Annotated in this window: 21 protein-coding genes; 12 read left to right on the top strand and 9 right to left on the bottom strand. The window is 56.1% G+C overall.

The features are described from left to right. Positions 1-267 precede the first annotated feature (267 nt). From glyQ to H6G52_RS14490, 5 genes are all read left to right on the top strand, one after another. A complete protein-coding gene (gene glyQ / locus H6G52_RS14510) occupies positions 268-1,161 on the top strand; it encodes a glycine--tRNA ligase subunit alpha (protein ID WP_190354519.1) in 894 nt (297 codons plus the stop codon). A gap of 125 nt (positions 1,162-1,286) precedes the next feature. Continuing rightward, positions 1,287-1,787 (top strand): DUF4079 domain-containing protein, encoded by a 501-nt coding sequence (locus H6G52_RS14505; protein ID WP_099531918.1) that lies wholly within the window; start codon positions 1,287-1,289, stop codon positions 1,785-1,787. Between the two features lie 190 nt (positions 1,788-1,977). Then, entirely contained in the window at positions 1,978-4,335 is a 2,358-nt protein-coding gene (locus H6G52_RS14500) for a ComEC/Rec2 family competence protein (RefSeq protein ID WP_190529238.1), read from the top strand. Between the two features lie 71 nt (positions 4,336-4,406). Next, complete coding sequence (locus H6G52_RS19150; RefSeq protein WP_190529236.1) at positions 4,407-4,982, top strand: IS607 family transposase; 576 nt, start codon at positions 4,407-4,409, stop codon at positions 4,980-4,982. After that, a complete protein-coding gene (locus tag H6G52_RS14490) occupies positions 4,885-6,063 on the top strand; it encodes a helix-turn-helix domain-containing protein (protein ID WP_190529258.1) in 1,179 nt (392 codons plus the stop codon). The genes H6G52_RS19150 and H6G52_RS14490 overlap by 98 nt, the downstream gene beginning before the upstream one ends. 62 nt (positions 6,064-6,125) lie before the next feature. Here H6G52_RS14490 and H6G52_RS14485 read toward each other — a convergent pair whose 3' ends face one another. The 8 genes from H6G52_RS14485 to hemB all read right to left on the bottom strand — a co-directional run bounded on the left by H6G52_RS14485 (position 6,126) and on the right by hemB (position 16,328). Beyond that, entirely contained in the window at positions 6,126-6,812 is a 687-nt protein-coding gene (locus H6G52_RS14485; RefSeq protein ID WP_190354517.1) for a lecithin retinol acyltransferase family protein, read from the bottom strand. Between the two features lie 515 nt (positions 6,813-7,327). Then, on the bottom strand, positions 7,328-7,525 hold the full coding sequence (locus H6G52_RS14480) for an NblA/ycf18 family protein (protein ID WP_099533531.1): 198 nt from the start codon (positions 7,523-7,525) through the stop codon (positions 7,328-7,330). Positions 7,526-8,404: 879 nt separating this feature from the next. Further along, on the bottom strand, positions 8,405-9,307 hold the full coding sequence (crtR, locus tag H6G52_RS14475; RefSeq protein ID WP_099533522.1) for a beta-carotene hydroxylase: 903 nt from the start codon (positions 9,305-9,307) through the stop codon (positions 8,405-8,407). A 308-nt stretch (positions 9,308-9,615) separates the two neighbouring features. Further along, positions 9,616-10,623 carry a 2-hydroxyacid dehydrogenase gene (locus H6G52_RS14470; RefSeq protein WP_190529234.1) on the bottom strand — a complete coding sequence of 336 codons (1,008 nt, stop codon included), beginning with the start codon at positions 10,621-10,623 and terminating at the stop codon, positions 9,616-9,618. 52 nt (positions 10,624-10,675) lie between these two features. After that, positions 10,676-11,911, bottom strand: a complete 1,236-nt coding sequence (locus H6G52_RS14465) for a lipopolysaccharide assembly protein LapB (protein WP_190529232.1) — start codon at positions 11,909-11,911, stop codon at positions 10,676-10,678. Positions 11,912-11,936: 25 nt separating this feature from the next. Beyond that, a complete protein-coding gene (locus tag H6G52_RS14460) occupies positions 11,937-12,695 on the bottom strand; it encodes a Uma2 family endonuclease (protein WP_190529230.1) in 759 nt (252 codons plus the stop codon). 86 nt (positions 12,696-12,781) lie between these two features. Further along, on the bottom strand, positions 12,782-15,025 hold the full coding sequence (locus tag H6G52_RS14455) for a choice-of-anchor Q domain-containing protein (RefSeq protein WP_190529228.1): 2,244 nt from the start codon (positions 15,023-15,025) through the stop codon (positions 12,782-12,784). 319 nt (positions 15,026-15,344) lie between these two features. Further along, positions 15,345-16,328, bottom strand: a complete 984-nt coding sequence (gene hemB / locus H6G52_RS14450) for a porphobilinogen synthase (protein ID WP_190529226.1) — start codon at positions 16,326-16,328, stop codon at positions 15,345-15,347. Positions 16,329-16,818: 490 nt separating this feature from the next. Here hemB and H6G52_RS14445 point away from each other — a divergent pair, with 490 nt between their 5' ends. The 7 genes from H6G52_RS14445 to lpxB all read left to right on the top strand — a co-directional run bounded on the left by H6G52_RS14445 (position 16,819) and on the right by lpxB (position 24,524). After that, entirely contained in the window at positions 16,819-17,271 is a 453-nt protein-coding gene (locus tag H6G52_RS14445) for a DUF4870 domain-containing protein (RefSeq protein ID WP_190529224.1), read from the top strand. Positions 17,272-17,444: 173 nt separating this feature from the next. After that, on the top strand, positions 17,445-18,167 hold the full coding sequence (purC, locus tag H6G52_RS14440; RefSeq protein WP_099533515.1) for a phosphoribosylaminoimidazolesuccinocarboxamide synthase: 723 nt from the start codon (positions 17,445-17,447) through the stop codon (positions 18,165-18,167). Between the two features lie 277 nt (positions 18,168-18,444). Next, the gene (locus H6G52_RS14435) at positions 18,445-20,661 is read left to right on the top strand and encodes a BamA/TamA family outer membrane protein (protein WP_199312433.1); all 2,217 of its coding nucleotides are present in this window, start codon (positions 18,445-18,447) and stop codon (positions 20,659-20,661) included. Positions 20,662-20,756: 95 nt separating this feature from the next. Further along, on the top strand, positions 20,757-21,704 hold the full coding sequence (gene lpxC / locus H6G52_RS14430) for a UDP-3-O-acyl-N-acetylglucosamine deacetylase (RefSeq protein WP_190529255.1): 948 nt from the start codon (positions 20,757-20,759) through the stop codon (positions 21,702-21,704). Positions 21,705-21,924: 220 nt separating this feature from the next. Continuing rightward, the gene (gene fabZ / locus H6G52_RS14425) at positions 21,925-22,449 is read left to right on the top strand and encodes a 3-hydroxyacyl-ACP dehydratase FabZ (protein WP_099533514.1); all 525 of its coding nucleotides are present in this window, start codon (positions 21,925-21,927) and stop codon (positions 22,447-22,449) included. Between the two features lie 79 nt (positions 22,450-22,528). Continuing rightward, a complete protein-coding gene (gene lpxA, locus H6G52_RS14420; RefSeq protein ID WP_190529253.1) occupies positions 22,529-23,353 on the top strand; it encodes an acyl-ACP--UDP-N-acetylglucosamine O-acyltransferase in 825 nt (274 codons plus the stop codon). Next, positions 23,346-24,524: a lipid-A-disaccharide synthase gene (lpxB, locus tag H6G52_RS14415; protein ID WP_190529222.1), complete on the top strand. Its 1,179-nt coding sequence runs from the start codon at positions 23,346-23,348 to the stop codon at positions 24,522-24,524. The genes lpxA and lpxB overlap by 8 nt, the downstream gene beginning before the upstream one ends. 42 nt (positions 24,525-24,566) lie before the next feature. On the opposite strand, the gene H6G52_RS14410 is transcribed toward lpxB, so the two are convergent. After that, the gene (locus H6G52_RS14410) at positions 24,567-25,193 is read right to left on the bottom strand and encodes a ribonuclease D (RefSeq protein ID WP_190529220.1); all 627 of its coding nucleotides are present in this window, start codon (positions 25,191-25,193) and stop codon (positions 24,567-24,569) included. Between the last annotated feature and the right edge of the window lie 272 nt (positions 25,194-25,465).

The following is a 25,465-nucleotide window of genomic DNA, read 5'->3' as shown; positions in this document are numbered from 1 at the left end:
TTCGCTTCAGCCGCCGTTTCCGGTTCGCTTCGCTTTCGCTTCCCCCTCAGCGCTTTATTAAATTAACAACCTTTCTCGAACTTGTCAACACTTTTTGAAAAAAAATTTTCGCGCACATTCCCCAAATTCCCCAAACTCCCTTACAGTAATGCTTTGAACGAATAAATTTTCTTCGATTTTTTATTTGGATATGAGGCGCGCCCCAGAATCGGTACGATCGGGGCGCGCTGTTTTATGGATGACTGAGTGGATAAGGAGGATTCGGTAGTGTTTTTTCAGGATGCGATCGCGACGCTGCATGGGTTTTGGGCAGGTCAGGGCTGTTTGATTGGTCAGCCCTACGATACGGAGAAGGGGGCGGGCACGAAAAATCCCCATACGTTTTTACGGGCGCTGGGGCCGGAACCTTGGTCGGTTGCCTATGTGGAGCCTTGCCGCCGGCCGACGGATGGGCGGTATGGGGAGAATCCAAACCGCTACCAGCACTACTACCAGTACCAGGTGCTGATTAAGCCGTCGCCGGACAATATCCAAGAGATCTATCTAGATTCGCTGCGGGCGTTGGGAATTCGCCCGGAGGATCACGATGTGCGGTTTGTGGAGGATAACTGGGAGGATGCGTCGGTTGGCGCTTGGGGTGTGGGCTGGGAGGTTTGGCTGGATGGAATGGAGGTGACGCAGTTTACGTATTTCCAGCAGTGCGGTGGCTTGGATTGCGATCCGGTGTCGATCGAGATTACCTATGGCTTGGAGCGGTTGGTGATGTATCTCCAAGGGGTGAGTGCGATCGCGGATATTCGTTGGAATGACCGGCTGCTCTATGGCGATGTCCACATGCAGGGAGAAATTGAGCAGTGCCATTACAATTTCGAAGCGTCGGATCCAGAGATGCTGTTTGCGCTGTTTGGGTTGTATGAGAAGGAAGCGCTGCAACTGATTGAGCGGCGTTTAGCGATTCCGGCGTTGGATTTTGTTCTGAAGTGCTCGCACACGTTCAATATGTTGGACGCACGGGGGGTGATTGCGGTGATGGAACGAACGCGCTATATCGGTCGCATTCGCGGGATGGCGCGGCAGGTGGCGAAGCTTTATGTGGAGCGGCGAGAGGAGATGGGGTTTCCGCTGTGTCGATCGACGGCTGGGGTGTTGACGAAGGTTTAAAGGTTTCGAGGGCAGAGAGCAAGGGTTGGGGAAAGGGGGCGATCGCGAAAGTCTTTATACTCGAAAGGACTGATGGGCCTGGCTATTAGGTCTCGATGAGCCGCTTTTGAGAGAGGACGAGGAGAATGGATTTGCTTTCGACGGTTGCAGACCGGCTGACGGAGATTCTGGAGCCGATCGCGGCTCAGTTTCGGGGAATGAATTTGCCGGAACCAGTCACCCATTGGGGCCACCCACTGATGATGGGGATTGTGATGTTTGCGATGGGAACTGCGGCGGTCGTGATGGGCTGGAAGGGCCGCCTGACAGAGCCGAGTGATGCAAAGGTCACAATGCTGACGAGCCATAAGCGCTTGGCTCTTTGGATGACGACGTTTATGGCGATGGGTTACTCGGGCGGTTTGTTGTCGCTGATCATGCAACAGAAGCCGATTCTGGAAAGCCCCCACTTCTGGACGGGGACGCTGGTGCTGGGGTTGTTGGGTGCTAATGGTGCAATTTCCATGTCGAAGTTTGGGGGCGGCCAACCGGCATTGCGGACGGCCCATGCTTATTTGGGGTCGTTGGCGTTTGGAGTCATGGTGCTCCATGCAATTTTCGGATTGCGGTTGGGCCTGTCGCTGTAAGCCATTGGCGATCGGGAGTGGGTTCGATGGCTAGTCTGAGCGCGGACGCAGGGTGCTGATGCGTTACAGACTGGCACTTGACCGAGTCATGAATTGGGGCGATCGGGTGGCAGGATGTCTACTCGATCGCCCTTTTTAATCGCTTCCTGGTTTCAGAACGAGGATTTCACAACGAGGAGCTGAAGCAACGATGACGGGGCCGGCAATTTTGGGGTTGGCATTTGTGGCGGGATTGCTGGTCTGGGGACTGCCGGGTGGCGGGTTGTGGCTGCTGGGCTTGGGGCTGGTGATGGCGGGGGTGCGATCGAGTGCGATCGCCCGGCGGTTGCCCTGGCTTGACCCGAGCTTGAAGCCCTTGTTTTGGGTGGTGGCAGGTTGTGTGGGATTGATGGCCACGCTGTATTTGCAATGGCGACTGCCACAGCCGGGCACGGATGACATTAGCCGCGCGATCGCCCGTTTGGAACATGCCGGCCAGGCGATCGAGCTGGCCACCGTTCGGGGTCAAGTGGACTCGGCTTATCAAATCACCCAATCCGGCAAAGCCAGATTTTGGCTGCAATCCACGCAATTGCTGCAAATTCCAACGGCCACCGGCCCTGCCATCAACCCACCCCCCCAAAATCTAGCCCAGAGCGTCACGGGCCGAGTCTATGCAACGGTTCCTCTGCTCCAAGCAACGGGGCTGAAACCGGGTCAGATGGTGGAAGTGACGGGACGGTTATATCGACCGCAACGGCCCACCAACCCCGGCGGGTTTGACTTTGCTTGGTATTTGCAGCGGGCAGGTAGTTTTGCAGGGATATCTGGGCAAACGGTTCAGACCATTGATGGGGCGGTGCAACCGGATTCTTGGTGGAGCCTCAGTGCCTTCAATCCACAAATGGTGCGCAAGCGCCTGGTGCAATCCCTAGTCAAGGTGATGGGATTTCCGGAAGGCGCGTTTCTGGGAGCCTTGATTTTGGGTCGGCTGGCCGTGGACTTGCCCGCAGATCTACAAACCACTTTTGTGCGAGCTGGCCTGTCCCATGTGTTGGCCGCATCTGGGTTTCAGATTGTGGTGATTTTGGGGGTCTTTTTAGGGTTGATTCGGGTGCGCCCCTTGCCCTTGGCGGTGGCGATCGGGGGTGGAATTTTGCTCGGGGGTTATGTTTGGCTGGCGGGGGCCAGTCCCTCCGTGCTGCGGGCGGGGTTGATGGGGGCAGCGGTTCTATGGGGGATGGCTCAACAGCGCCAAGTGAATTCCTTAGGCGCGTTGCTGGCGGTGGTGGTGGTGATGTTGTGCTGGAACCCGCTCTGGATTTGGGACTTGGGATTTCAGTTTAGTGTGCTGGCCACTTTGGGGCTGGTGGTGTCGGCGACGGCGATCGCCCAGCGGTTGAGCTGGCTGCCGGAGTTTGCGTCGGAACCGATCGCCTCAGCCCTGGCGGCGACAATTTGGACGATTCCAGTGCAACTGTGGGCTTTTTATCAGATTTCTGTCTATGGGCCGATCGCCTCAGCCTTGACCAGTCTTTGGGTATCGGTGTTAACGGTGGCGGGGTTGATTGCAGCGGTGGCAATTGGCCTGTTGCCCCCCTTGGGAAACTGGTTGGCCAGCGGCTTGGTTTATCCCATGCGGGGATTGTTGACCTTTGGAGAATGGATCGCCAGTTGGCCAGGCAGCGCGATCGCCGTGGGAGCAATCTCGATCGGGCAGTTGTTGGTTTTATATCTCCTGCTGGTGGCCGTTTGGCAATGGCCCTGGTTCCAGCGGGCCAATCGTTGGGGCCTAGTGGCGATCGGGGCTTTAGTGGTGGCGATCGGGCCCGGCTGGTTGGCTCGCAGCGGGGAACTCACGGCTACCGTTCTGGATGCGGGCAGCCAACCGATGTTAGCTGTGCGGGATGGAGGGCGCTTGTTGCTGGCGGGAGCTGGAGACTTACCCGTAGCTCAGTTCACGGTGTTGCCCTTCTTGCGCCAACAGGGCATTAACCGCATTGAAGTTGGGGTGGTGATGAGCGATCGCCCCGATCGACGGCGAGGGTGGCTGCGAATCTTGGAACAACAACCGATCGCCAACCTATACGATCAGCCGCTACAAACGGCCGCTTCTAATGTCGATCGAGCCATGGTCAGTGCTGCTCGGGTTCGCAACGGTCGCTACAGCAACCTGACAGCCGGTCAAACCTTGCGCATGGGCCGCGCCAACCTCACGGTCATTGACCCGATCGCCCCCGCCTTAACCTTAGAGTTGGGGAAAGAGCGCTGGTTTCTCCTGGGCAATTGTTCCGTCGCTCAACAAAAACTGCTCGCCCAAACGGGACAGTTACGATCAGTCACTGGTCTTTGGTGGCCAGGCCAAGACCTCGCTCCGGAACTGGTGGCCGCTTTGCAACCCCGCTGGGCGATCGCCTCCACCCGTGAACTAGCGCCCACCGTTACCCCCCTCTTGCGATCGCAGCGGGCGCAACTTTACCAAACCGGCGAAGACGGAGCCATCACCTGGACTGCCAATCAAGGTTGGCGGGCTGCCCTAGACAGCATCCCCAGCGACCAACCGCTTTAGGCTTCAGCGATCAAGGTTGATCAACAGTAATTAATTTACTAACATTCGTTAACGTATGCCAATATTTAGATATGGCATACATTCCTCTCAGAAAAGCGGTCGAATTTCTGGGATTGCATCCAAATACGCTAAGAAAGTACGCAGATGAAGGGAAGATCGAAACCATCCGAAACGAGGCGGGCCAGCGGCTTTATAACGTCGAGTCGTATGGACGCAAGGCAACTCGATCTACCGTTGTTTGCTATTGCCGCGTCAGTTCACCCAAGCAACGAGACGATCTCGCAAGACAAATCCAGTTCATGCGAGATCGCTACCCCGAAGCCGAAATCATCCAAGACATCGGATCAGGTCTCAACTTCAAGCGGAAAGGATTGCAATCCCTACTGGTCAGACTCATGCGCGGCGATCAGCTCCAAATTGTGGTTGCCTGCCGCGATCGACTCTGCCGATTCGGATTCGAGCTGTTCGAGTTCATGGTTCAACAAAACGGTGGCGAACTCATGGTTCTCGACCAATCTGTTCACTGCCCAGAATCAGAACTCACAGCGGATCTGCTCGCCATCCTTCACCTCTTCTCTCGTCGAATGCCCGGACTCAGAAGCTACCGGAAGGCGATCCAGGAAGATCCGAATCTTCCTAACCCCTGATCAAAAAGCGCTCCTGAAGCAATGGTTTGGCGTTTCTAGATACGTCTACAACACCACGATCAAACATCTTCAGGAGCCGGGAACCAAAGCCAATTGGATGGCAGTTGCGCCCATCATCCTGGGTTCGCTTCCCGAATGGGCCAAGTCAGTTCCCTATCAGATCAAAAAGATTGCGGTCAAAGATGCTTGCACGGCCGTTCGAGAAGCTAAAAAGGGCTTCAAAAAAGACGGGCAAATTCACAAGTGCCGTTTTCGTAGTCGCAAAGATCGACAACAAACGATCTACATCCCCAAATCAGCCATCAGTGAAAACGGTGTTTACCACACCATCTTGGGGAAAGCAGCTCTGAAAGAATCAATTCCTGATGGCTTCAGTGATGGTCGGTTGACACTTGCCTATGGTGAGTATTACCTGATCACCTCAACAGAGGTGCAACCCATGCAGTCCGAAAACCAAGGGCGAGTGGTTGCCTTAGATCCCGGTGTCCGCACATTCATGACCTTCTTTGCCGAATCCTCCTATGGATGGATTGGCAATGACTCGAACTTGTTGATTCAAAAGCTGTGCTTCAAGCTGGATCGCCTGATTTCCAAAATCACTAAGGCTAAATCAGCCCAGAAGTACCGCCTCAAGAAAGCCGCCGATCGCCTGCGTTCCAAGGTGCAACATCTGGTGAAAGAACTTCACCACAAAACCGCACGGTTCCTGACTGAAAACTTTGATGTGATTTTGTTGCCCAGCTTTGAATCTTCTCAAATGGTGAGCAAATCACGTCGCAAGATCAAGTCGAAAACCGTGCGGCAGATGTTGACCCTATCGCATTATCAGTTCAAGAAACATCTGGAGTGGAAAGCTTGGGAGTTGGGCAAGATTGCCTTGACCAACATCAATGAAGCCTACACATCTAAAACCGTTTCGTGGACAGGTGAAATCGTCAAGATTGGCGGCTCTCGGGTCATCAAGTCGAAAGTTGATGGGCGATCAATGAATCGGGATCTCAATGGTGCTCGTGGGATTTTCCTACGGGCATTGGTTGATACGCCTTGGTTGAGAGACCATCTCAACTTATGCATTTGTTAGCATCCGTTAGCAAAAAAGTATCGGCTTCAACACTCCAGAATTTAACGGAGTCGCGCAGTGGATTATGAGATTTTTTTAGCGTTCCGCAGCAATGTTTCAGTCATCTCCGCCAACCGATCGAGATCTGTCTTGAGGGTTTGGGCCCGCTCTTTGGCCGCCAACTTCCGGGCGATCGCCCGCCGCGCCACCGGCTCCCTCCCTTGCTGCATGGCCAACAACGCCACCTCATGCCAATCCCGCAGCTCATCCACAGCCCGGTTGTATTGCGGTTGCAAATTATTCCAAACCGGTTTGATATCCGCCAAGGCGCGATCGAGAATAGCCTGCACCTGGGCCTGCTCATCCCCCGACTCCGTAGGCTGATGCAGCACCTGATCAACCCAATCGGGATCCGCTTTTTCCAGAAAAGGCAAAAAGTCTTGTACTTGATGACTCACCGCCCGGCCCGTTTTGCACCAGGTGGCAAAATGCTCGCAATTATTCAGCAGCAGGCTATATTTTGTTTCCCCTAACCGACTGGCCGCGCGCTGGATCGTCGCATCGGGCAAATAGCAAGTGGCATAGCGCTTCACGGTGACCGGTTGCGTGCTGGCAAATTCCAGCAAGGATGTGCGCGTCACCTTGGGCACTTCACCGCGCTTGGAGTAATGGATCACGGTTCCATCACCACAATCAATCCCGTGATGCTCATAGGCACTTTGCAACCCGGCCAGAGATCGCATCACGTAAATTTGGTCGCCCCACGCCATGGGTCAAAATCCTCGTACCAAACCTTAAAACCAACTAACTACGAGTTAAGCGGATCACCACCGCTACAGCGATCGGGAGTGATCACCGACAGTGGCCAACGTAGCGATGATCAACGTAGCGATCGAGAACAGTTACCACCGCCCCTTAGCCCCTGAAGCCAAGAGGGGATCCGATCGAAATCGTATCCCCTCCAAGCTAGCGTTCTTTATGGACTTTCGGAATAACTTTCGGGTGCCGGGCCCGGTGTTCTCAGGAGGCAAACCATTCAACATGACATTGTGGGGTGGTGTTCGGAAGCGTTTGAACCAGAGGGCTGTGGGCAGGTCGGCGCACAGAGTCAGCAGCCAAGCTCAGCAATTCGATTCTCGGAACGGGGACAACCCTTTGGCCTTGGGTGGGAGAGCGTTACCCCAACACCCCCAGTTCGGTTCACAACGGGAACAGAGCAGGAGACGGAGGCAGCTCGCACCGAGTCGATCGGGTTGCAGCGGATGGGAACCGCTAGGGCGCTGGCCTAGGGCGCTTGAAAACGCTCGCCGAGACCCCACTCATGCTTCAGAAACTCCTTGTACATGGTTTCTTTGACGATCATTTGGCGATACAGCTCAACCAAGAATTGCTGGGCCTGCTCAAGGCTCATGTGGGCTACCTGACTTTCGAAGGAGCGGATGTTGAACTGCTGTTCGAGGCTCAATTCAAATGAATGATCCATGGTAGTCACCTCACTGGGTGTAGCGGTTGCGAAGTCCCGCGCGATCGCCGAGTTGTTGTGTCGTCGTAGGGATTCGGCTTGATCGCACCGCAGACGGTCGTTGGTTTCAGTCTTGATCCCCATGGGTGGGGCAACGTCAAGGTTGAATGACCTATCTGCCCTTTAGATTATGACATCTTGTAACGAGTGTTTGACAAAATGCATACAGTTTCATCCAGAGACTGATTGCATTTCCTCATGGTTCCCATCACGGCGGGCGGCCATCCGGATGGCTGGGCACGTTTTCCCGATCACCCTAACGGGAAGCCAAAACCTGTGACCGCGTAATGTTGGAGCGATTGGTTCCATTTTTCCCGGTTGCAATCATCGATCGCGCAGGTCTGAAAACGGCTTCGGGAGAAGAGGGCAAGGCAGCAGGACCCTGCGCCGGCCACTCAAGGCCACAGCCCGATCACAGGGGGCGATCGGGGAGGTGCTAATGATGTAGCGAATTTTTCCGAGGCAAAATGCTTGTGGCCAACAAAGAACACAGAGCCAGCAACCGATGGGTTGAGCCAACCCATCCGCCCAACAGCTCAGCCCCCGAGTCCGCCAGTGGGAGCGATCGGGCTAAAAAGCAACCCCTGCCTGGCATTGACGATCACCAGACAGGGGATTGATGCGGAACTGAGATTGAGCAATCGATCGGGAAGTCGTCAGGAATTAATCAGAAATTTATCGGGATCAAATCAGCAAATTAGTCATCAATCAGCGATGAATACCCGGGTTTCCTGACAAATCATGATGATTTGGGCCTGGCTCTTGTTTCCCGATCGCTCAATCTCGCTCAACATCGCTCAATACCGCCCGATGTTGCTCACCAACATGGCTCAACCTGACTCAGTGGCGATGGAAACGAATGCCCAAAAACACGTCATACATGAAATTCCAGAAATTTTTTTGGTCTCCCAGAATGCCCAGTGTCTGCGGCGATCCTTTCTGATCCAGCAACGGCTTCACCCGTTCATAAACCGTTTTGTAGTGATACCAAGGGATTGAGGGCCAAAGGTGGTGAATCAGGTGATAGTTTTGCCCCAAAATCAACCAATTCAGCAGAGCGCTCGGATAGACCCGTGCATTTTTCCAGCGATTGCGCTCTTCAAACGGCCGATGGGGTAAATAGTCAAAAAACAATCCCAGGGCCAACCCCACCACCAACGCGGGCGAGAACCAGAAATTCATCACATAGCCAATGAAGTCCCAATGGATGCCGGCCCACACAATGCCCACCAGCACCATCCGACTCAGAAACCATTCCAGCAACTCGTACTTGCGCCAGAGCTTGCGTTGGAAGAAGAAAATTTCGTGATAGAAAAATCGGGGTGCAATTAACCACAGGGGCCCGCAGGTGGAAACAAAGTGATCGGGGTCGTTTTTGGGGTCGTTGACATTGGCGTGATGTTGCAGGTGAACCCGTGTGAACACGGGAAAGGCAAACCCCAACATCAGGGCGCTGCTGTGGCCCAGGATGGCATTGACGATCGGGTATTTGTGGGCGGCGTTGTGGGATGCGTCGTGAATGACGGTTCCCGACAGGTGCATCGCCAGCACATTGGCACAAAAACAAATCCAGTCCGGCCAGTGCCATAGCCAATAGCCACAGACGGAGAGCACCACAATTGCGGTGGCGGCCACCATCATTAGCAGCGTGGGGTTAAACAGTTCCTGGGGTGGGTCGAGATATTCTCGCGGAACGTGCTGCACTGCGGTCGTGGGCTGCTCGGGGGCCACCGCGATCGTCATGGTCGCTCCTTGGCTGAGAAACGTTATGGTTTGTTAAAAATACTTCTAAGAATGATACGGCAACAACCCGCAATCCTTTTTAACCAATTGTTGTATTTCTCTAAAGCCTGGTCTTTCAAACCTGCAAAGTCCGGCAAGTTTCGGCCAACCGGTGCAGGGCAATGCTGATGGATCCGATTGCTCAGCATGGGCCAAATCCATGAGGGCGCAGAGGGCGCACAACTGCACGCCCCTGATCAATTAACACTGAAGGCAATGACTAAGAAGGGCAGAAAAGAACCCGAGTCGTGATCGATCAGCCGTGATCCCTAATCAGGAAGGCGCACCTCATTGGCGATCGGTTGGTGTTGCTCGAAGGCGGTGAGGTTTTCAATGGTGGTGCGAGCAATGTCCCCCAAGGCTTCGCGGGTAAAGAAGGCTTGGTGAGCGGTGATGATCACGTTCGGGAACGATTGCAGCAACTGGAAGGTATCGTCCTGAATCACGGTGTCGGACAGGTCACGGAAAAAGAGTTCGGCCTCTTGTTCATAGACATCGATGCCCAGATAGCCAATTTGACCCGATTTGATGCCCTCGATCGCGGCTTTGGTGTCCACCAATTGGCCGCGGCTGGTGTTAATTAGCATTACGCCGGACTTCATCTGATCGATCGCCTGTTTGCTAATCAGATGGTGCGTGTCGTGGGTCAGAGGGCAATGGAGGGAGATGATGTCTGACTGGGCAAACAGCTCCGGCAAGGAGACATAGCGGGCCGTCCCGATCGCTTCAAATTGGGCGTTGGGGTAGACATCATAGCCCAGCACTTTGCAGCCAAAGCCGGTCATGATTTGAGCCAAAATCAAACCGATTTTCCCCGTTCCCACAATCCCGATCGTCCGGCCGTGAAGATCAAAGCCCAACAGGCCATTGAGGGAAAAATTATCGTCCCGCACGCGGTTATAGGCTCGGTGCAGCTTGCGGTTGAGCGCTTGGATCAAACCCACCACATGCTCGGCCACGGAGTAGGGAGAATAGACCGCGACGCGAGCAACGGTGAGGCCAGAGTCTTGGGCGGCACGCAGATCAACGTTGTTGTAGCCCGTGCAGCGAAGGGTAATCAGTTTTGTGCCGTTGTCGGCCAGAAGTTTGAGGGTTTCGGGCCCTCCGTCATCGTTCACGAAAATGCAAGCGGCGGGAAATCCAACGGCGAGGGCGGCGGTGTGGGCTTCGAGGCGAGTATCAAAGTAAACCAGTTCGTGGGGATGACCGGCGTTGGCGTTGGCGGCATCCAAAAATTGGCGATCGTAGGGTTCCGTGCTGAAAACGGCAACTTTCATAGGTTTCCCCAAACTCTAAACGTCCCAAAACCCTTGAATAGGATAACCGACACTAGTGGGGCCGACTGTTGACATGCTCCCTTAATTTCTGAGCATCAGCAGAGTTGGGCCAACGCTGAAGAACGCTGTCTAGCTGGGCCCTGGCCTCGGCCCAACGATCCGACCAAACCAGGGCTTTGGCAATGCCCACTTCAGCCAGTTCCCGATCGGGATGGTCGGGCGGCAGTTGGGCCAGGGCAGCACGAAAGGAGTCGATCGCCCGTTGATGTTGGCCCCAAATCAGGCAGTTTTTCCCCAGCTTCAGGTAAAAACCCGGCCCCTGGGGAGCGAGGGCCAGGGCCCGTTGATAGGCGCGATCGGCCTCGGCCGAGTCTCCTCGGGATTGGTAGAGATCCCCCATTAGGTCTTCGACGATTGCCGCTTTAACCGCTTCTCCCAAGGAATCGAGACCCGTGTGGGCATCCACCACCCGCCGCAGGGCGGCCCGGGCCGCCGTTGGTTGATAGCGAATGGTGAGCAACGCGCCTAGGCGGTAATGCCCCCAAACCAAGTCTGGCTCCAGTTTGAGGACAGTTTGATAGGCTCGGATTGCGCCTTCGTAGTCCATTTGTCGCTCCAGAACCATGCCTAGCCCTAAGTGGGCCTGGGCAAAGTTGGGCCGCAGTTGCAAGGCGGTGCGATAGGCCTGAAGGGCGGCGGTGATTTGCCCAAGGCGATAGGAGTCGTAGGCCAGCTCAAACTGGGCGCTGGCGGCGATCGAGGGTTCCGCTCGGGTGGGGCCGCTGTAGCCATTGCCCCGCAATCCAGAGTCCGTGACCGGTTCTCCTAGGGGCGAAACCTGCCGTTCCAGGAATAAATCCAAGAAGCCATAGATCGGATCTCGCTCGATCGCTTGGTGGTAGTAATCCAGAGCAGCGGTGGGCTGTTCAGCCATCAGGTGGGCCCGGGCCAGCTTGAACAGGGCGATCGTTACGGATGCCTCGGCACTTTCTCCCAAGGCACGGTAACCGGCCAGGGCCGTTTGATACCACTCGATCGCGGTTTCAGGATGCTGGGTGCAAAGCTGCCAATCACCCAGGTTTTCCGCTGCGTCCGGGGGAAGGGTTTTGCTGCGATCGGGAGCCGGTTGCAAGTTTTGGCAATCAATCAAAACCGGCAAAACTGGTGGTTCGGACGTTGGCGAAGGCATGGCCCAGGCGATCGACTGGCCAGGGGCGATCGTCCCTAGCCAAAGTCCCCATCCCACCAAGCCGATTTTGACCCGGCCAATTTTGATCGATCGCAACATCGATGCTTACTCCCTTTCCTGTACTTTAGGGGTCGATCGTTTCGGGATCCAGCCCCAATTCTCGCAGTCGAGCCGCGAGGCGATCGGCACGCTGCTGGGCCTGTTCAGCCCGTTGGCGCTCTTCTGCCGCCTGTTGTTGGGCCTGCTCAGCTTGCTCCCGTGCTTGTGCGGCTTGCTGCTCCGCTTGTTCAGCCCGTTGGCGCTCCTCAATCAGGGTGGAAAAAGGCTGGCCGTCTGGCCGCAGGAGCGTGAGGGTTTCTTCGCCCAGTTGGAACCGAATGCCCAACCGAGGACTGACCCAACTATCCGGTTCATCCACCGGTTCCAGCGCCTCGCCTGCCCCCCGAATCAAGATGCTCAGGTCGTTGCGATCGGGGTCATAGATGTAATATTCCTCCACGCCGTGGCGGTGATAGAACATCTGCTTTTTCATCATTTCGGTTAGGCGATTCCCCGGCGACAAAATTTCAAACACCACCTGCGGAGCGATGTTGTTTTCGCGCCATTGCATGTAGGAACCCCGATCACCCTTGGGTGCGCCAAACACCACCATCACATCGGGCGCTTGGCGGGTTTTGTTGTCGCCTTCGACGGGATACCAAAGCAAGTCGCCCGCTACGAAGACTTGGGGATCGTCGGCGAAAAGGGCAGCGAGGTTGCTGTAAATCGTTTGAATCCAGCGGAATTGTTTGGTGTTGTCTGCCATCGGCTGGCCGTCGCTGTCGGGATACTCGATCGGTTTCGGTTGGATTATTCCCGGTGCGCTGGGGGTTTGGGCAATCATCGGCGGATCCTCACGATCGCAATTGGTCTCATTATGACAAGGGGCGATCGGCCAGGTTGGATTGGGCGATCGCCCCTTAAATAGTGCTAGATGGTTCCGAAGTCCGCCGGGTCAAACACCGCCGGACTCACCCCCTGCACAAAGGCCAACACCTCACTGCCAAAGCGAATTTCCGCCCCACCGCTGACCGTGGCAAAACTGAGGCCACCAAAGGCCAACGGAGCCGCCAGCAAAATCCTGTCCGTGCCGTCTTGGTAATCAGTAATCGTTTCCGTGCCCTTGCCGGAACCGATGATGAATCGATCGGCCCCTGCGCCCCCCGTGAGGAGATCGTTGCCCAAATCGCCCGAGAGCAAATCAGCCCCGTCACCGCCCACCAGGGTGTCATTGTCTTGCCCCCCAAAGAGGGAATCATCACCCAAATCACCCGAGAGCAAGTCTGCACCGATGTTGCCAAACAGGCTGTCGTTGTTTTGGCCGCCAAACAGGCTATCCGCATCACGACCGCCATAAAGCTCATCGTCACCGATGTTGCCGAAGATCTGGTCATTGCCTAGGTTGCCAAAGAGTCGATCGCGATCGCGCCCGCCAAACAGGAAATCCGCACCATCGCCACCCAACAGCGTGTCATCACCCGCATTCCCAAAGAGGCTGTCATCGCCCGCATTCCCAAAAACATTGTCACTCCCGCTGAGGGCCACCACCCGATCGTTCCCGGCCAGGGCATCGGCCGAATCGGCGTTATCGGTCAAGTTCAGGTCATCATTACCGGAAGTGAACTGACCGGTTGGGGGCGGAGTTGTGCCACCGCCACCCACACCAAACTCCGTGGAGCCAATGTCGATCGCCCCATCACGCGGCAAACTGCGCTGATCTGTCGTCACACCGGCCACGGCTTTTCCGGCGTTAATGGCCGGGCTGCCCGCTTGCAACAAATAGCCCAATTGGCCGCCGCCAATGTCTTGCAGGGGCCCCAGCTTTGGATCGGCCACGATCGCGCTGCCGGTAATTTGCGGATCTTTGCCCCCGGGCAACGAGGCGGGAAATTGCAGGTTATTGCCCCCATCGGTCAGGGTGCGGTTGGTTTGGAACGATTCGCTAAAGCTGTTGCCAGCCCGATTGTTTACGAACAAACTGTTCGTGACTTCCACCGAGGACGCATCATTTTTGAAAATGCCGCCGCCAAAGCCACTCGCGGTGTTGTTAGCCAAGGTGACATTAATTAGTCTGTTCGCCTGATTATTGGCAAAGAAAATGCCGCCGCCAATTCCCCGCAGCGGATCGGGATTCACCGCTTTGTTATTCCCGATCGTGGTGTTGATGATTTGCACTGAAGCATCTTCCGCAATCCAAACCCCGCCACCTTGAGTTTCAGCATTGTTATTGGCGATCGTGCTGTTGCGAATGATCGCATCACCCACGGCCAAGCGCACACCGCCCCCCAAACCATTCCCGCCCGGATCGGCCACCACGGTGTTGTCAACAATGATTGAATTCTCAATCAACGCCTTGTCCGGTCGGTAGGGATAGAGCGAAAGCGCCCCCCCTTGAGCAGCGGCTCGGTTGGCTGAAAAGTAGCTGCTCCGAATGATCATTTGACCACCCACCCCATCACCAAATTTGCTGGCAGCGTCAGCGTAGATGGCCCCGCCTTGGCCCCAAAAGGCCGCGCCGCCTTTGCTGGAATCGTTGCCCAGAAAACGGCTGTTTTCCACTAGCAATTCGGTTTGGATCGTGCCAATCGCCCCGCCGTTGGTTCCTTTGTTGTTGGTGAATTCGCTGTTGCGCACCACCAGCGTCGTTTCGGCCCAACTTTGCACCGCGCCGGCCCCAAACTCCACGATCGAGCCGCTATTTTTTTGGCTGGCTCGGTTGTTGTCAAAGCGGCTGTTGGTGATCGTGCCCTTCCCCTGAAACTCCAGGGACACCGCACCACCGGAGAAGTTTTCCGCCTCGTTGTTGCGGAAGGTGACGTTATCGATCGTCAGGTTGACGCGAATGTCAGTGCCAATCCCCGCGCCGGAAGTGCTGACGTTGGTGGCTCCTCGGGTGCGCCCATCGGCCACGGTCAGGTTGCGAAACGTGGCGGAACCGCCCTGCTTGCTGACATAAAACACCCGGCTGCTTTCGTTGCCGCTAATTACCAGCCCTGGCGCATTGGCTCCATCGATGATGATGTCCCGATCGACCAACAGTTGGCCACTGGTGAGGCGAATGGTTTGGTTGGCCAAGTTAGGGGCAAAGGTGATGGTGTCGCCATTGGGGGCCGCCGCCAAGGCCGCACGCAGGGAACCGGGGCCGTTATCGGCCAGGGAGGTAACGAGTGTCATAGATTTCCAGGAGAGACTTGTTGAGGCCTGTTTTAGCAGACGCAGCTTCCTCAATTCGAGTGCCGCCGCCTGTGCCACTTACCTCAGGAGCACCCTGGATCTAAACAACCAAATCTAAAAAGCCAAATTTAAGAAGCCAATAAAAAGTCCAAACCGATTTCTATAAAACCGGCTCCTCAATCATCTCATTGCTCAAAATCAGAAATCAACAAAAACAAACTCAACCAATCCCAAATCAAAAAAGACAAGGGGCTGAAGCCCCTTGCCCCATAGCAACTGGTGCTTGGTGAGTGTCTGAAAATACGTCTCAGGAATCCGCTTAGCCCTTCAGCCAGCGAGCCACATCCTTGGCGTGGTAAGTCAGAATCAAATCTGCGCCCGATCGCTTAAAGCTGGTCATGGTTTCCATCACCACGCGTTGCTCATCAATCCAACCGTTGAGGGCCGCCGCCTTCACCATCGAATATTCACCGGAAACGTTATAGGCCGCCACAGGCAAATTGCTAGCTTCCTTCACGCGCCAAATGATGTCCATGTAGGCCAGAGCCGGCTTCACCATCAACATATCCGCCCCTTCAGCAATGTCCAGGACAATTTCCTTGATGGCTTCCCGTCCATTGGCCGGATCCATTTGATAGGTGCGGCGATCTCCAAATTGCGGGGTTGATTCAGCCGCATCTCGGAACGGCCCATAGTAAGCCGAGGCATATTTGGCGGCGTAGGAGAGGATTGGAATGTCTTGGAATTTAGCCGCATCCAAGGCTTCCCGAATGGATTTCACAAACCCATCCATCATCCCCGAAGGTGCAATGATGTCGGCTCCGGCATTGGCTTGGGCAATGGCGGTTTTTTTCAGCAATTCCAAGGTGGGATCATTCAGAACTCGTCCGCTGAGATCGCCCGTTTCCAAATAGCCACAGTGCCCATGGCTGGTGTATTCGCACAGGCAAGTATCCACCGCTACCACCAAATTGGGCACGGCTTTTTTCACGGCTTCGGTTGCCTTTTGGACAATGCCGCAATCATGCCAAGCACCGGTTGCATCGGTGTCTTTTTCAGCGGGAATTCCAAACAAAATGATGGCAGGAATTCCTAGGTCATAAACCTGTTTGGCTTCTTCAACAATTTTGTCGATCGAGAGTTGATAAACACCCGGCATCGACTTTACTTCGTTCGCCACCCCTTCACCCGGTACAGCAAACAACGGGTAGATCAAATCGTTGGTGGTGACGACGGTTTCCGCAACCATGCGGCGCAGGGTTTCGCTAGTCCGCAAACGACGAGGGCGATGGGTGGGGAACATAGGGTGTTAAAGGATTGAGTCTCAAAAACAGGGAGGCCGATCGGCGTTTTTAGCGTAAAGCCTGAGGGGCCAACGAAGATGAGAGCGTAAAGATACGTAAAGTTTGATCAGGAAAAATGTGCTCAGGATTCACTGATTTGCTCGGAATTTGCTCGGAATTAGTTCGGGATTGGCTCAGGATTGGCTCAGGATTATTTGTTCAGGATGAGTTTTGGGCAGTTTGCCCGCTGCGATCGCTCCCTGGATCAGCGAGGGAGCAAAGCGGCACGATCAGCACAAATGAGTGCAAATAAACATTACAAGCCGCCAAGTCCTCAGGATGCTGTCCCCAAAAGTCGATAGAACTAAGGTATCGATGTTTTAGTTGCCCGATCGTGTTGCTGTGGCGTAGTTGCTAACACGAGTCGGTTGACCTTGGGTTGAAACGTTGAAACTCGGTTGAGACGGCCGCCGCACATCGTCGCCCGCATTGACCGGTCAGGAGGTGTTTATGGGATGGCAACTTGGGCAATGGCAGTTCGAGCCTTGGCGCACCGATTCGCCCCAACCGGATCAGTCGGATTGGCTGGCAACGTTGGCCCACTGGTCAGTGTTCCTAGGCTGCGGTTTGGGAATGGTGACCCTGGCCCCGATCGGGGTCGATCGCGCAGTGTTATTGGAATTGGTCTGCTGCGGTTTGGCGATCGCAATTATGGTGGCGGCTCCTGACCCCCGTGCTCAGGCCAACGCCCGATCGGCTGTGAATTTTCATCTCAACGTTTTGGTAGCGGCCGCCCTTTGTAGCGCCCTGGTAGGAATTCCGTTTCTGATTGCCCTGACGATTAAGGCGCTGGTGTCGCCCCTGTTGGCGGCCGCCCGCGTGGCTGAGGAACCAGGCTATATCCATCACTACGATTTCCTGTGGCAATGGCTGAACCCCGATCGCGATCGGGTGGGGATTTAACCAAACGGGACTCTAACCACGCAACAGCCGCACAGCAGTGCAGTAATCCAACCAGGCCGCCCGGCGGCCATCGAGCCGTCATGATCGCTCAGCGGCTGGCCATGGACGACAGGCCCTAAGCTGGATGGGTCGAAATTTATTGCGCTTCAGGAATTATTGCGCTTCAGGAATCCATGACCGCTCTACAAAAGCTTTACGAAGGCAAAGCCAAAATCCTGTACGCCACGGCGGATCCCACCATTCTGTTGGCCTGTTACAAGGACGATGCCACGGCGTTCAATGCCCAAAAACGAGGGACGATCGCGGGTAAAGGGCGCATTAATTGCACCATGTCGGAACACCTGTTTCGCAAGCTGGAAGCGGCGGGCGTGCCGACACACTTTGTGGACTGCCCCGCTCCCAATGAAATGAATGTGCGGGCCTTGACCATCGTGCCGTTGGAAGTGATTGTGCGGAATTTTGCCGCCGGTAGTCTTTGCAAACAAACGGGCATTGCCCTGGGTACGCCGCTGGAACCCCCGTTGATTGAGTTCTGCTACAAGAACGATGAATTTGGGGATCCGTTGGTGACGGAGGGCCGAATCTACGCCATGAAGTTGGCCACGCCAGCTCAGGTACGAGAAATTACGGAGCTGACCCAACGGATTAACGAAATCCTGCGCGACTTTTTCCAGCAGTGCGACATTATCTTGGTGGACTTCAAGATCGAATTCGGCATCGACTCCGGCGGGCGGATTGTGCTGGGGGATGAGATTAGCCCGGATACCTGTCGCCTGTGGGATGCCAAGGAAACCGACCCGATCGCCCGAGTGTTGGATAAGGATCGCTTCCGCCAAGATTTAGGAAACGTGGAAGGGGCTTATCAGCGAGTCCTGGAAAAGGTTTTGGCGAATTAGAGATCCCCTGGCCACTCTCAAGCGACAAGCTCCTGCGGTAGGATTGCACTGTTTTGGTTGTTGGTTGGGTTGTCGGTTAGCGAACCGAATTCAGATGGAGTGAGATGGCTCCCGGTGGCGCGTGGTCGATTGCAATCCTCGATCGATGTCCGACCCCTAAATTCGGAGCAACGGCGCAGCAGCGAGCCTCAAACCCATCTCAATGGCTAAATTGGACGCTAACCCGTTGTTTCCACCGCCACATCGAAAGTTGGCTGCGTCCTAAGGTGAGGAGTGTATGCGTGTTTTGCGTTTGATGATCCTGTGGCCAGTGCTGGCTGCAAGTGCCACGATCGTCTTGGTGACCAGTCCAGCAGCCCGTGCGACAGAACCACCCACGGCGACGGAATCGGCAGCAGCATCAACGGCGGAATCGGCAACGAAGCCAACCACGGACTCGGCATCGGCCACCCAGTCAACGGCGGAGCTAGCCACGGAATCCGTAGCCGCGACTCCGGAGTTGTCGCCGGTTTCCCCAGCGGTCATGGCCAATCCTGTGCCACCCGCCCCGATCGCGGTGGCCGCCGGCCCGACAGCACCAACCCCAACGGCCAACCCGGTCAACGGCCCGATCGCCGCCGGGCCCGCACAACCCAGCCCCCAGCCCTCAACCGGGGCGATCGCCCAAGGGGAACCTGCCCCCAGCCCAGCCACCGAAGAACCCGCCGCCCCTGAGCAAACCCCAACCGAAGCCAGAGTTCTGGTTGCGGAAGTGGTTGTGGCCGGCGCAGAAGCCACCTTGCAAGAGGAGGTTTACAAAGTCATTCGCACCCGGCCAGGTCAAACGGCCACCCGTAGCCAACTGCAAGAGGACATCAACCGCATTTTTGCCACGGGGTTGTTCGCCAACGTGCGTGCCGTGCCGGACGACACCCCCTTGGGGGTACGGGTCACCTTTGAGGTCACCCCCAACCCGGTTTTACAGGCGGTGCGAATCGAAGGCTCCACGGTGCTGCCAGCCACGGAAATCGATCGGATCTTCAGCCCCCTGTATGGCTCCACCCTGAACCTGAACAAGCTGCAAGAGTCGATCAAACAGCTCACCCAGTGGTATCAGTCCAATGGCTATGTGCTAGCCCAAGTGGTGGGATCGCCGCGCGTGGGTCGAGACGGCAACGTGACCCTGGAAGTGGCGGAAGGGCAAATTGAAGACATTAAAATCACCTTCCTGAACGACGACGGCAAACCCACCAACGAAGATGGCACAACGGTCACCGGCCGCACCCGCGATTTCATTGTGTTCCGCGAAATGGACACCAAACCGGGCGCAGTGTTTAACCGCGATCAAATTCAGAAGGATTTGCGGCGCGTCTTTGGGCTGGGCATTTTTGAAGATGTGCAGTTAACCCTCAATCCCGGCACGGATCCGCGCAAGGTGGATGTGTCGGTGAATCTTCAGGAGAAAAACACCGCCGTTTTGGGAACGGAAGTGGGCTTTAGCTCCACCAGCGGCATTTTTGGTTCCGTCAGTTTCCAGGAACAAAACCTGGGGGGCAATAACCAAAAGCTGGGCGCAGAAGTGCAACTGTCGGAGCGGGGTTTGGGCTTTGACCTCAGCTTCACGGATCCTTGGATTGCGGGTGACCCCAACCGAACGTCCTACACGGTGAACCTCTACAAGCGGCGATCGATCTCGCTGATTTTTGATGGGGGTGAGCGCGAAGTGGAGTTGGACAATGGCGATCTGCCTCGGGTCGATCGCACCGGGGGGCGCGTGGTCTTTAGCCGGCCCCTGTCCAGCACCTGGAGCGGCTCCTTGGGGGCAGAGTTCCAGCATGTGCGCATTGTCGATCGCGATGGCGACCTCAGCCCCGAAGACGAAGATGGCAACCAACTGGCCTTCAACGAGGACGGCAAGGACGACATCTTCACCCTGCAACTGGCCTTGACCAACGATCGCCGAAACGATCGGGTTACCCCCACCCAAGGCTCCTTCTTCCGGGTGGGTCTGGATCAAGCCATTCCCATTACCGGTATTTTCTTCACCCGACTGCGGGCCAACTACAGCCGCTATTTCCCGGTGGAATTCACCAAGTTCACCGCCGGCCCCGAAACGATCGCCGTGAACCTGCAAGCGGGCGGCGTGTTTGGAGACTTGCCCCCCTATGAAGCTTTCCCCCTGGGCGGCACCAACTCCGTGCGCGGGTTTGATGAAGGCGAGGTGGGCAGCGGTCGCTACTTCTTCCAATCTTCGGTGGAATATCGCTTCCCCCTGTTGAAGGTAACGGAACAAATTCCCGTGGGCGGCGTGCTGTTCCTGGACTTTGCCACCGACCTTGGCTCTGGGGAAGATGTGCCCGGGCAACCGGCCGTTGTGCGTGAAAAGCCCGGTTGGGGTGTGGGCTATGGGGTTGGACTGCGGGCCCGCACGCCCTTTGGCCCAATCCGGCTGGATTATGGCTGGAACAGCGAGGGCGGCAATCGACTGCACTTTGGTATCGGTGAGCGGTTCTAGGGGCAATGCAAAGGGAATTACCAACGGCATTAGAACCAGAACTGCAAGCGGAACCCCAACCGGAACTCGCAATGGTCGGGCCGTCCTCGGAGGCTATGGCGATCGCGCCGGAGATCCAGCGCCCGATCGCCCCCCTGCGCACCCTCGGCCAGGCCTTTAGTCGATCGGGCGTGGGGCTACATTCCGGATTGCCCGTGACCCTGTGGGTGCAGCCCAGCTTGGAACCGGGTATTCGGTTTGTGCGCACGGATTTGCCCGATCGCCCGGTCATTCCCGCGCGTTGGGATTTGGTTTCTCAAACGCAACTGTCCACGGAGGTTCGATCGCCCCAAGATCCGCAAGCCACCGTCCGCACGATCGAGCACCTGATGGCCGCCTTGGTCGCCTGTGGCGTGGGGGTGGCCCAAGTGGAAATTAATGGGCCCGAAGTGCCCCTGTTGGACGGTTCCGCCATTGAATGGTGTCGGGCGATCGCCCTGGCCGGTCTGCGGGCCTTGCCGAGCACCCGCACGCCAGCAACCGATCCGGCAACCATTGCTGAACCCCTTTGGATCCATGAGGGCGATGCTTTTGTGGCCGCCTTGCCCGCCGCAGAACTGCGATTTAGCTATGGGATTGACTTTGCCCTACCCGCGATCGGCAACCAATGGCACAGTTGGTCACCCGGAGCAGCCTTCTGCCCGATCGAGCCGGAACCCCAACCCGGCTCCTTTGCCCACGACATTGCCCCTGCCCGCACCTTTGGCTTAGCCCACCAAATTGAACAACTGCGGGCCGCCAACCTGATCCGAGGTGGCAGCCTGGACAATGCCCTAGTCTGTGGCGAAGCGGGCTGGCTGAATCCGCCCTTGCGGTATGAAAATGAGCCAGCGCGTCATAAAATCTTAGACTTAGTTGGCGACTTGGCCCTGCTCGGAACCATTCCGCGCGCCCATTACTTGGCCTACAAAGCCAGCCATCGTCTTCATGGGCAACTGGTGGCCAAACTGGCGGCAATGATTGGCAATGGGTCTTCGATCGAAAGTCGGTCGGCAATTGATTGATCGAACCTTGATCAGTCATCGATCGAACCTTGATCGGAACCCGATCGGCAATGAGTCCTCGAAAATCAGTGCCAGCCCAGGGTTCCGCCATTGCTCAGTCACCATCCATCCAATTGCCCAGCAGCGGATAGGCACGCCCATCCCTCACAGGAGTTCGTGACCATCCGTGGTTTTGCCCGCTCGATCGCCCACTGGCCCGTTGTTTAGGTTGCAAAGTCCTATGTCCACTGTTTCTGCTCCAGAACCCGTTGTCACCGCCCAGACCCAGGACACAACCACAACGGATCAGGCCGATCGCCCCGTTGGGCCCACCACCTTCACCGTTGAAGACATTCACCGGCTGCTTCCCCACCGCTACCCCTTCGCCTTGGTCGATCGAATCATCGACTATGTTCCCGGTAAGCGGGCCGTGGGGCTAAAAAATGTCACCTTCAATGAACCCCACTTCCAAGGCCACTTTCCCAATCGCCCGATCATGCCAGGGGTGCTGATTGTGGAAGCCATGGCTCAGGTGGGCGGCGTGGTGCTCACCCAAATGCAAGACAACCCCGGACAAGGATTGTTTATGTTTGGGGGCATTGACAAGGTGCGCTTCCGTCGGCCCGTGGTGCCCGGCGATCAACTGATCATGACCGTCGAACTGCTTTGGGTGAAGCAAAAACGCTTCGGCAAAATGCACGGCCGGGCGGAAGTGGAAGGGCAACTGGCCTGTGAAGGCGAGTTGATGTTCTCCCTGGTGGACTAGCGGACTAGTTGACGAACTAGACTTTTCAGCATTGGCTAAACGTATTAGTGTGTCAGGGCAGCGCGATCGCACCGATCCCATGAAAGCAGCGATTCATCCGACGGCGATCGTTCATCCCGACGCAGAACTCCATCCCACGGTGACAGTCGGCCCCTATGCCGTCATTGGCCCCGCCGTTTCGATCGGGGCCGAAACTCAGATTGGCCCCCATGTGATCCTTGACGGTTACACCACCTTGGGGGAACGAAACCAAATTTTTGCAGGAGCCGCGATCGGCACAGAGCCTCAAGATCGCAAATATCAAGGGGCCCTCAGCCAAACGATCATTGGCAACGACAACAAAATTCGCGAATACGTGACCATCAACCGCGCCACCCACGAAGGGGAAGTGACCCAAGTGGGGGACGGAAACCTGTTGATGGCCTACAGCCACGTGGCCCACAACTGCCTCATTGAAGATGGGGTGGTGATTGCCAATGGGGTGGCCTTGGCGGGCCATGTGACGATCGAGTCGCGGGCCACCATTGGCGGCGTGTTGGGAGTTCATCAATTTGTCAAGATTGGCCGGTTGGCCATGGTCGGCGGCATGAGCCGGATCGATCGGGACGTGCCGCCGTTTATGTTGGTGGAGGGCAGCCCCGGCCGGGTGCGCACCTTGAACCGCGTGGGGCTGAAGCGGGCCGGCTATGACGAGCTAGACAACGGCCTGACCACCCAAACCCTGAACAAAGCCTTTCGGATTTTGTATCGTTCTGAGGCCACGCTGGAGCAAGCCCTTGAGGAGCTAATGCTGCTGCCCTCCTGCGAAGCGTTGCAACACTTGATTCGGTTTTTGCAGCAGTCTAAGGAGGGACGGCGGGGCCCGATGACCGGCCGCAAACCCCACCGCAGCAGCCATGACTAAATTGGGAACGCCCGATCGCCCTTTGCGGATTTTTCTGAGCACGGGGGAAGTGTCCGGGGACTTGCAGGGGGCCCTGTTGATCCAGGCCTTGCAGCGAGCGGCCGCGGCTCGGGGTCAGGTTTTGGAAATTACGGCGCTCGGGGGGCCGCGCATGGCGGCGGCGGGGGCCCGGCTGATTTTTGATACGAGTGCGATCGGTTCGATCGGCCTTTGGGAAGCTCTGCCCTTCGTCATTCCGACCCTGAAGCTCCAATGGCAAACCAAGGCCACCCTCCGCCAGCAACCGCCCGATGTGGCCGTTTTTATTGACTACATTGGCCCCAATTTGACCATGGGCCATTTCTTTAAGCGCCAATTGCCCCAAGTGCCCACCGCTTACTACATTGCGCCCCAAGAGTGGGTGTGGTCTTTGGGCGATCGCAACACCACGCAGGTGGTGGGGCTGACGGATGTGATTCTGGCAATTTTTCCCCAGGAAGCCACCTACTATCAGCGCTACGGAGCCGCCGTGAAGTGGATTGGGCATCCGTTAATCGATCGCTTGGCCCAAGCCCCCGATCGGGCTACCGCCCGCCAACATTGGGGACTGAGCGCCGATGAATTGGCGGTGGTGTTGCTGCCGGCTTCCCGTCGCCAAGAGCTAACACTCTTGATGCCCAGCCTTTTTGCGGCCGCTCGCCAAGTGCAGGATCATCACCCCAAGGCTCGGTTTTTGATTCCGGTTTCTCTGCCCGCTTACCGACCCGCCATTGAACAGGCGATCGCTGAATTTGGTCTCCAGGCGGAAATTGTCGGTGATAGCCTGCTGGCCATGGCCGCCGCCGACTTAGCCTTGACCAAATCTGGCACGGTGAATTTGGAGTTGGCGCTGTTGAAAGTGCCGCAGGTGGTGATTTACAAAGTGAGTCCAATCACCGCTTGGATTGCCCGTCATCTGCTGAAGTTTTCAATTACGTTCATGTCGCCGCCCAATTTGGTGGCCGAACAGGCGATCGTCCCGGAGTTGATGCAGGAACAGGCCAGCCCCGATCGAATTGCCCAAGAGGCGATCGCCCTGCTGCAACCTGATCGGGCCGCCCAGCTTCAGCAGGACTACCAAGCCATGCGCGATCGGCTCGGGGGCGACGGCGCAACCGATCGGGCGGCCCAGGAAATCTTGAACCTGATTTAAGCGCTCCTAGCTTGCAGAAATGAGGGGCAACAACCGCAGCCTTTAATGCTCGAAAATATTCTCGTATTGCAGCAAATCGAGTTGCACGATCGTTTGAAGAGCCACAAAGCATTGTTGGGCCAATTCCCAACGCTCTTCACGCTGCAACATGGCCATTAATTTCTGCCGAGCACTGAGCAAATAGCGCACATCATTGGAAGCATATTCCAATTGCGCCACCGATAAATTCACCGCATTTCCCCAATCGGAACTCTGCTGGCGTTTATCCAACTCCACCCCTTCCAGTTCATTAATCAGGTCTTTGAGGCCATGTTTGGGGCTGTAGGTACGGGCTAATTTACTAGCAATTTTGGTGCAAAAAATGGGGTTCGTGGCAATCTCCAGGTGGTATTGCAACATGGCCACATCAAAACGGGCAAAGTGGAAAACCTTCTCGATCACCTCATTTTCCAAAAGCTGCTTCAGGTTTGGTGCGGCAGTTTGCCCTCGGGCAATTCGCACCACGGCCACTTGCCCCGCCGGATTACAAATCTGTACCAAACAGAGGCGATCGCGCCAGGGTTTAAGGCCCATGGTTTCCGTATCGATCGCCAGGGCAGAGGCTTGGCGATAGTCAGCTAGGGCTTCCGCTGATAAATCTTGTTCAAAAACCTGGAAATTTTCTAGCATTTTCTTCAGAAATCACGGATTAAATGAATGTTAATCGAATTGGCATTAATTGAATTGAATTGACACCAACCCAATTCCTTGAGCATTCACCCAATTGCAGCCTTTCCCTGAAACCATGGTTAGGTTCCATCACAGATGCCATGAATCAGTGATTAGGTGAACCATGATCAACCCAGGAAGGCACTCAATTCATACTAGCCAGCTTGGTACTCGCCAATTCGAAATTCACAAAATTAGCAATCCCCAAATTAGCATTAACCCAATGGACAATT

Origin of the sequence: Limnothrix sp. FACHB-881 (assembly GCF_014698135.1) — a bacterium.
Taxonomy (GTDB): domain Bacteria; phylum Cyanobacteriota; class Cyanobacteriia; order CACIAM-69d; family CACIAM-69d; genus CACIAM-69d.
This window is presented reverse-complemented; position numbering and strand designations above follow the sequence as displayed.

Bases quoted from the DNA above. Each gene is read 5' to 3' on its own strand.
- H6G52_RS14505 (WP_099531918.1), top strand. From the start codon at position 1,287: ATGGATTTGCTTTCGACGGTTGCAGACCGGCTGACGGAGATTCTGGAG.
- H6G52_RS14500 (WP_190529238.1), top strand. From the start codon at position 1,978: ATGACGGGGCCGGCAATTTTGGGGTTGGCATTTGTGGCGGGATTGCTG.
- H6G52_RS19150 (WP_190529236.1), top strand. From the start codon at position 4,407: ATGGCATACATTCCTCTCAGAAAAGCGGTCGAATTTCTGGGATTGCAT.
- H6G52_RS14485 (WP_190354517.1), bottom strand. From the start codon at position 6,812: ATGGCGTGGGGCGACCAAATTTACGTGATGCGATCTCTGGCCGGGTTG.
- H6G52_RS14480 (WP_099533531.1), bottom strand. From the start codon at position 7,525: ATGGATCATTCATTTGAATTGAGCCTCGAACAGCAGTTCAACATCCGC.
- crtR (WP_099533522.1), bottom strand. From the start codon at position 9,307: ATGACGATCGCGGTGGCCCCCGAGCAGCCCACGACCGCAGTGCAGCAC.
- H6G52_RS14470 (WP_190529234.1), bottom strand. From the start codon at position 10,623: ATGAAAGTTGCCGTTTTCAGCACGGAACCCTACGATCGCCAATTTTTG.
- H6G52_RS14465 (WP_190529232.1), bottom strand. From the start codon at position 11,911: ATGTTGCGATCGATCAAAATTGGCCGGGTCAAAATCGGCTTGGTGGGA.
- H6G52_RS14460 (WP_190529230.1), bottom strand. From the start codon at position 12,695: ATGATTGCCCAAACCCCCAGCGCACCGGGAATAATCCAACCGAAACCG.
- H6G52_RS14455 (WP_190529228.1), bottom strand. From the start codon at position 15,025: ATGACACTCGTTACCTCCCTGGCCGATAACGGCCCCGGTTCCCTGCGT.
- hemB (WP_190529226.1), bottom strand. From the start codon at position 16,328: ATGTTCCCCACCCATCGCCCTCGTCGTTTGCGGACTAGCGAAACCCTG.
- H6G52_RS14445 (WP_190529224.1), top strand. From the start codon at position 16,819: ATGGGATGGCAACTTGGGCAATGGCAGTTCGAGCCTTGGCGCACCGAT.
- purC (WP_099533515.1), top strand. From the start codon at position 17,445: ATGACCGCTCTACAAAAGCTTTACGAAGGCAAAGCCAAAATCCTGTAC.
- H6G52_RS14435 (WP_199312433.1), top strand. From the start codon at position 18,445: ATGCGTGTTTTGCGTTTGATGATCCTGTGGCCAGTGCTGGCTGCAAGT.
- lpxC (WP_190529255.1), top strand. From the start codon at position 20,757: ATGGCGATCGCGCCGGAGATCCAGCGCCCGATCGCCCCCCTGCGCACC.
- fabZ (WP_099533514.1), top strand. From the start codon at position 21,925: ATGTCCACTGTTTCTGCTCCAGAACCCGTTGTCACCGCCCAGACCCAG.
- lpxA (WP_190529253.1), top strand. From the start codon at position 22,529: ATGAAAGCAGCGATTCATCCGACGGCGATCGTTCATCCCGACGCAGAA.
- lpxB (WP_190529222.1), top strand. From the start codon at position 23,346: ATGACTAAATTGGGAACGCCCGATCGCCCTTTGCGGATTTTTCTGAGC.
- H6G52_RS14410 (WP_190529220.1), bottom strand. From the start codon at position 25,193: ATGCTAGAAAATTTCCAGGTTTTTGAACAAGATTTATCAGCGGAAGCC.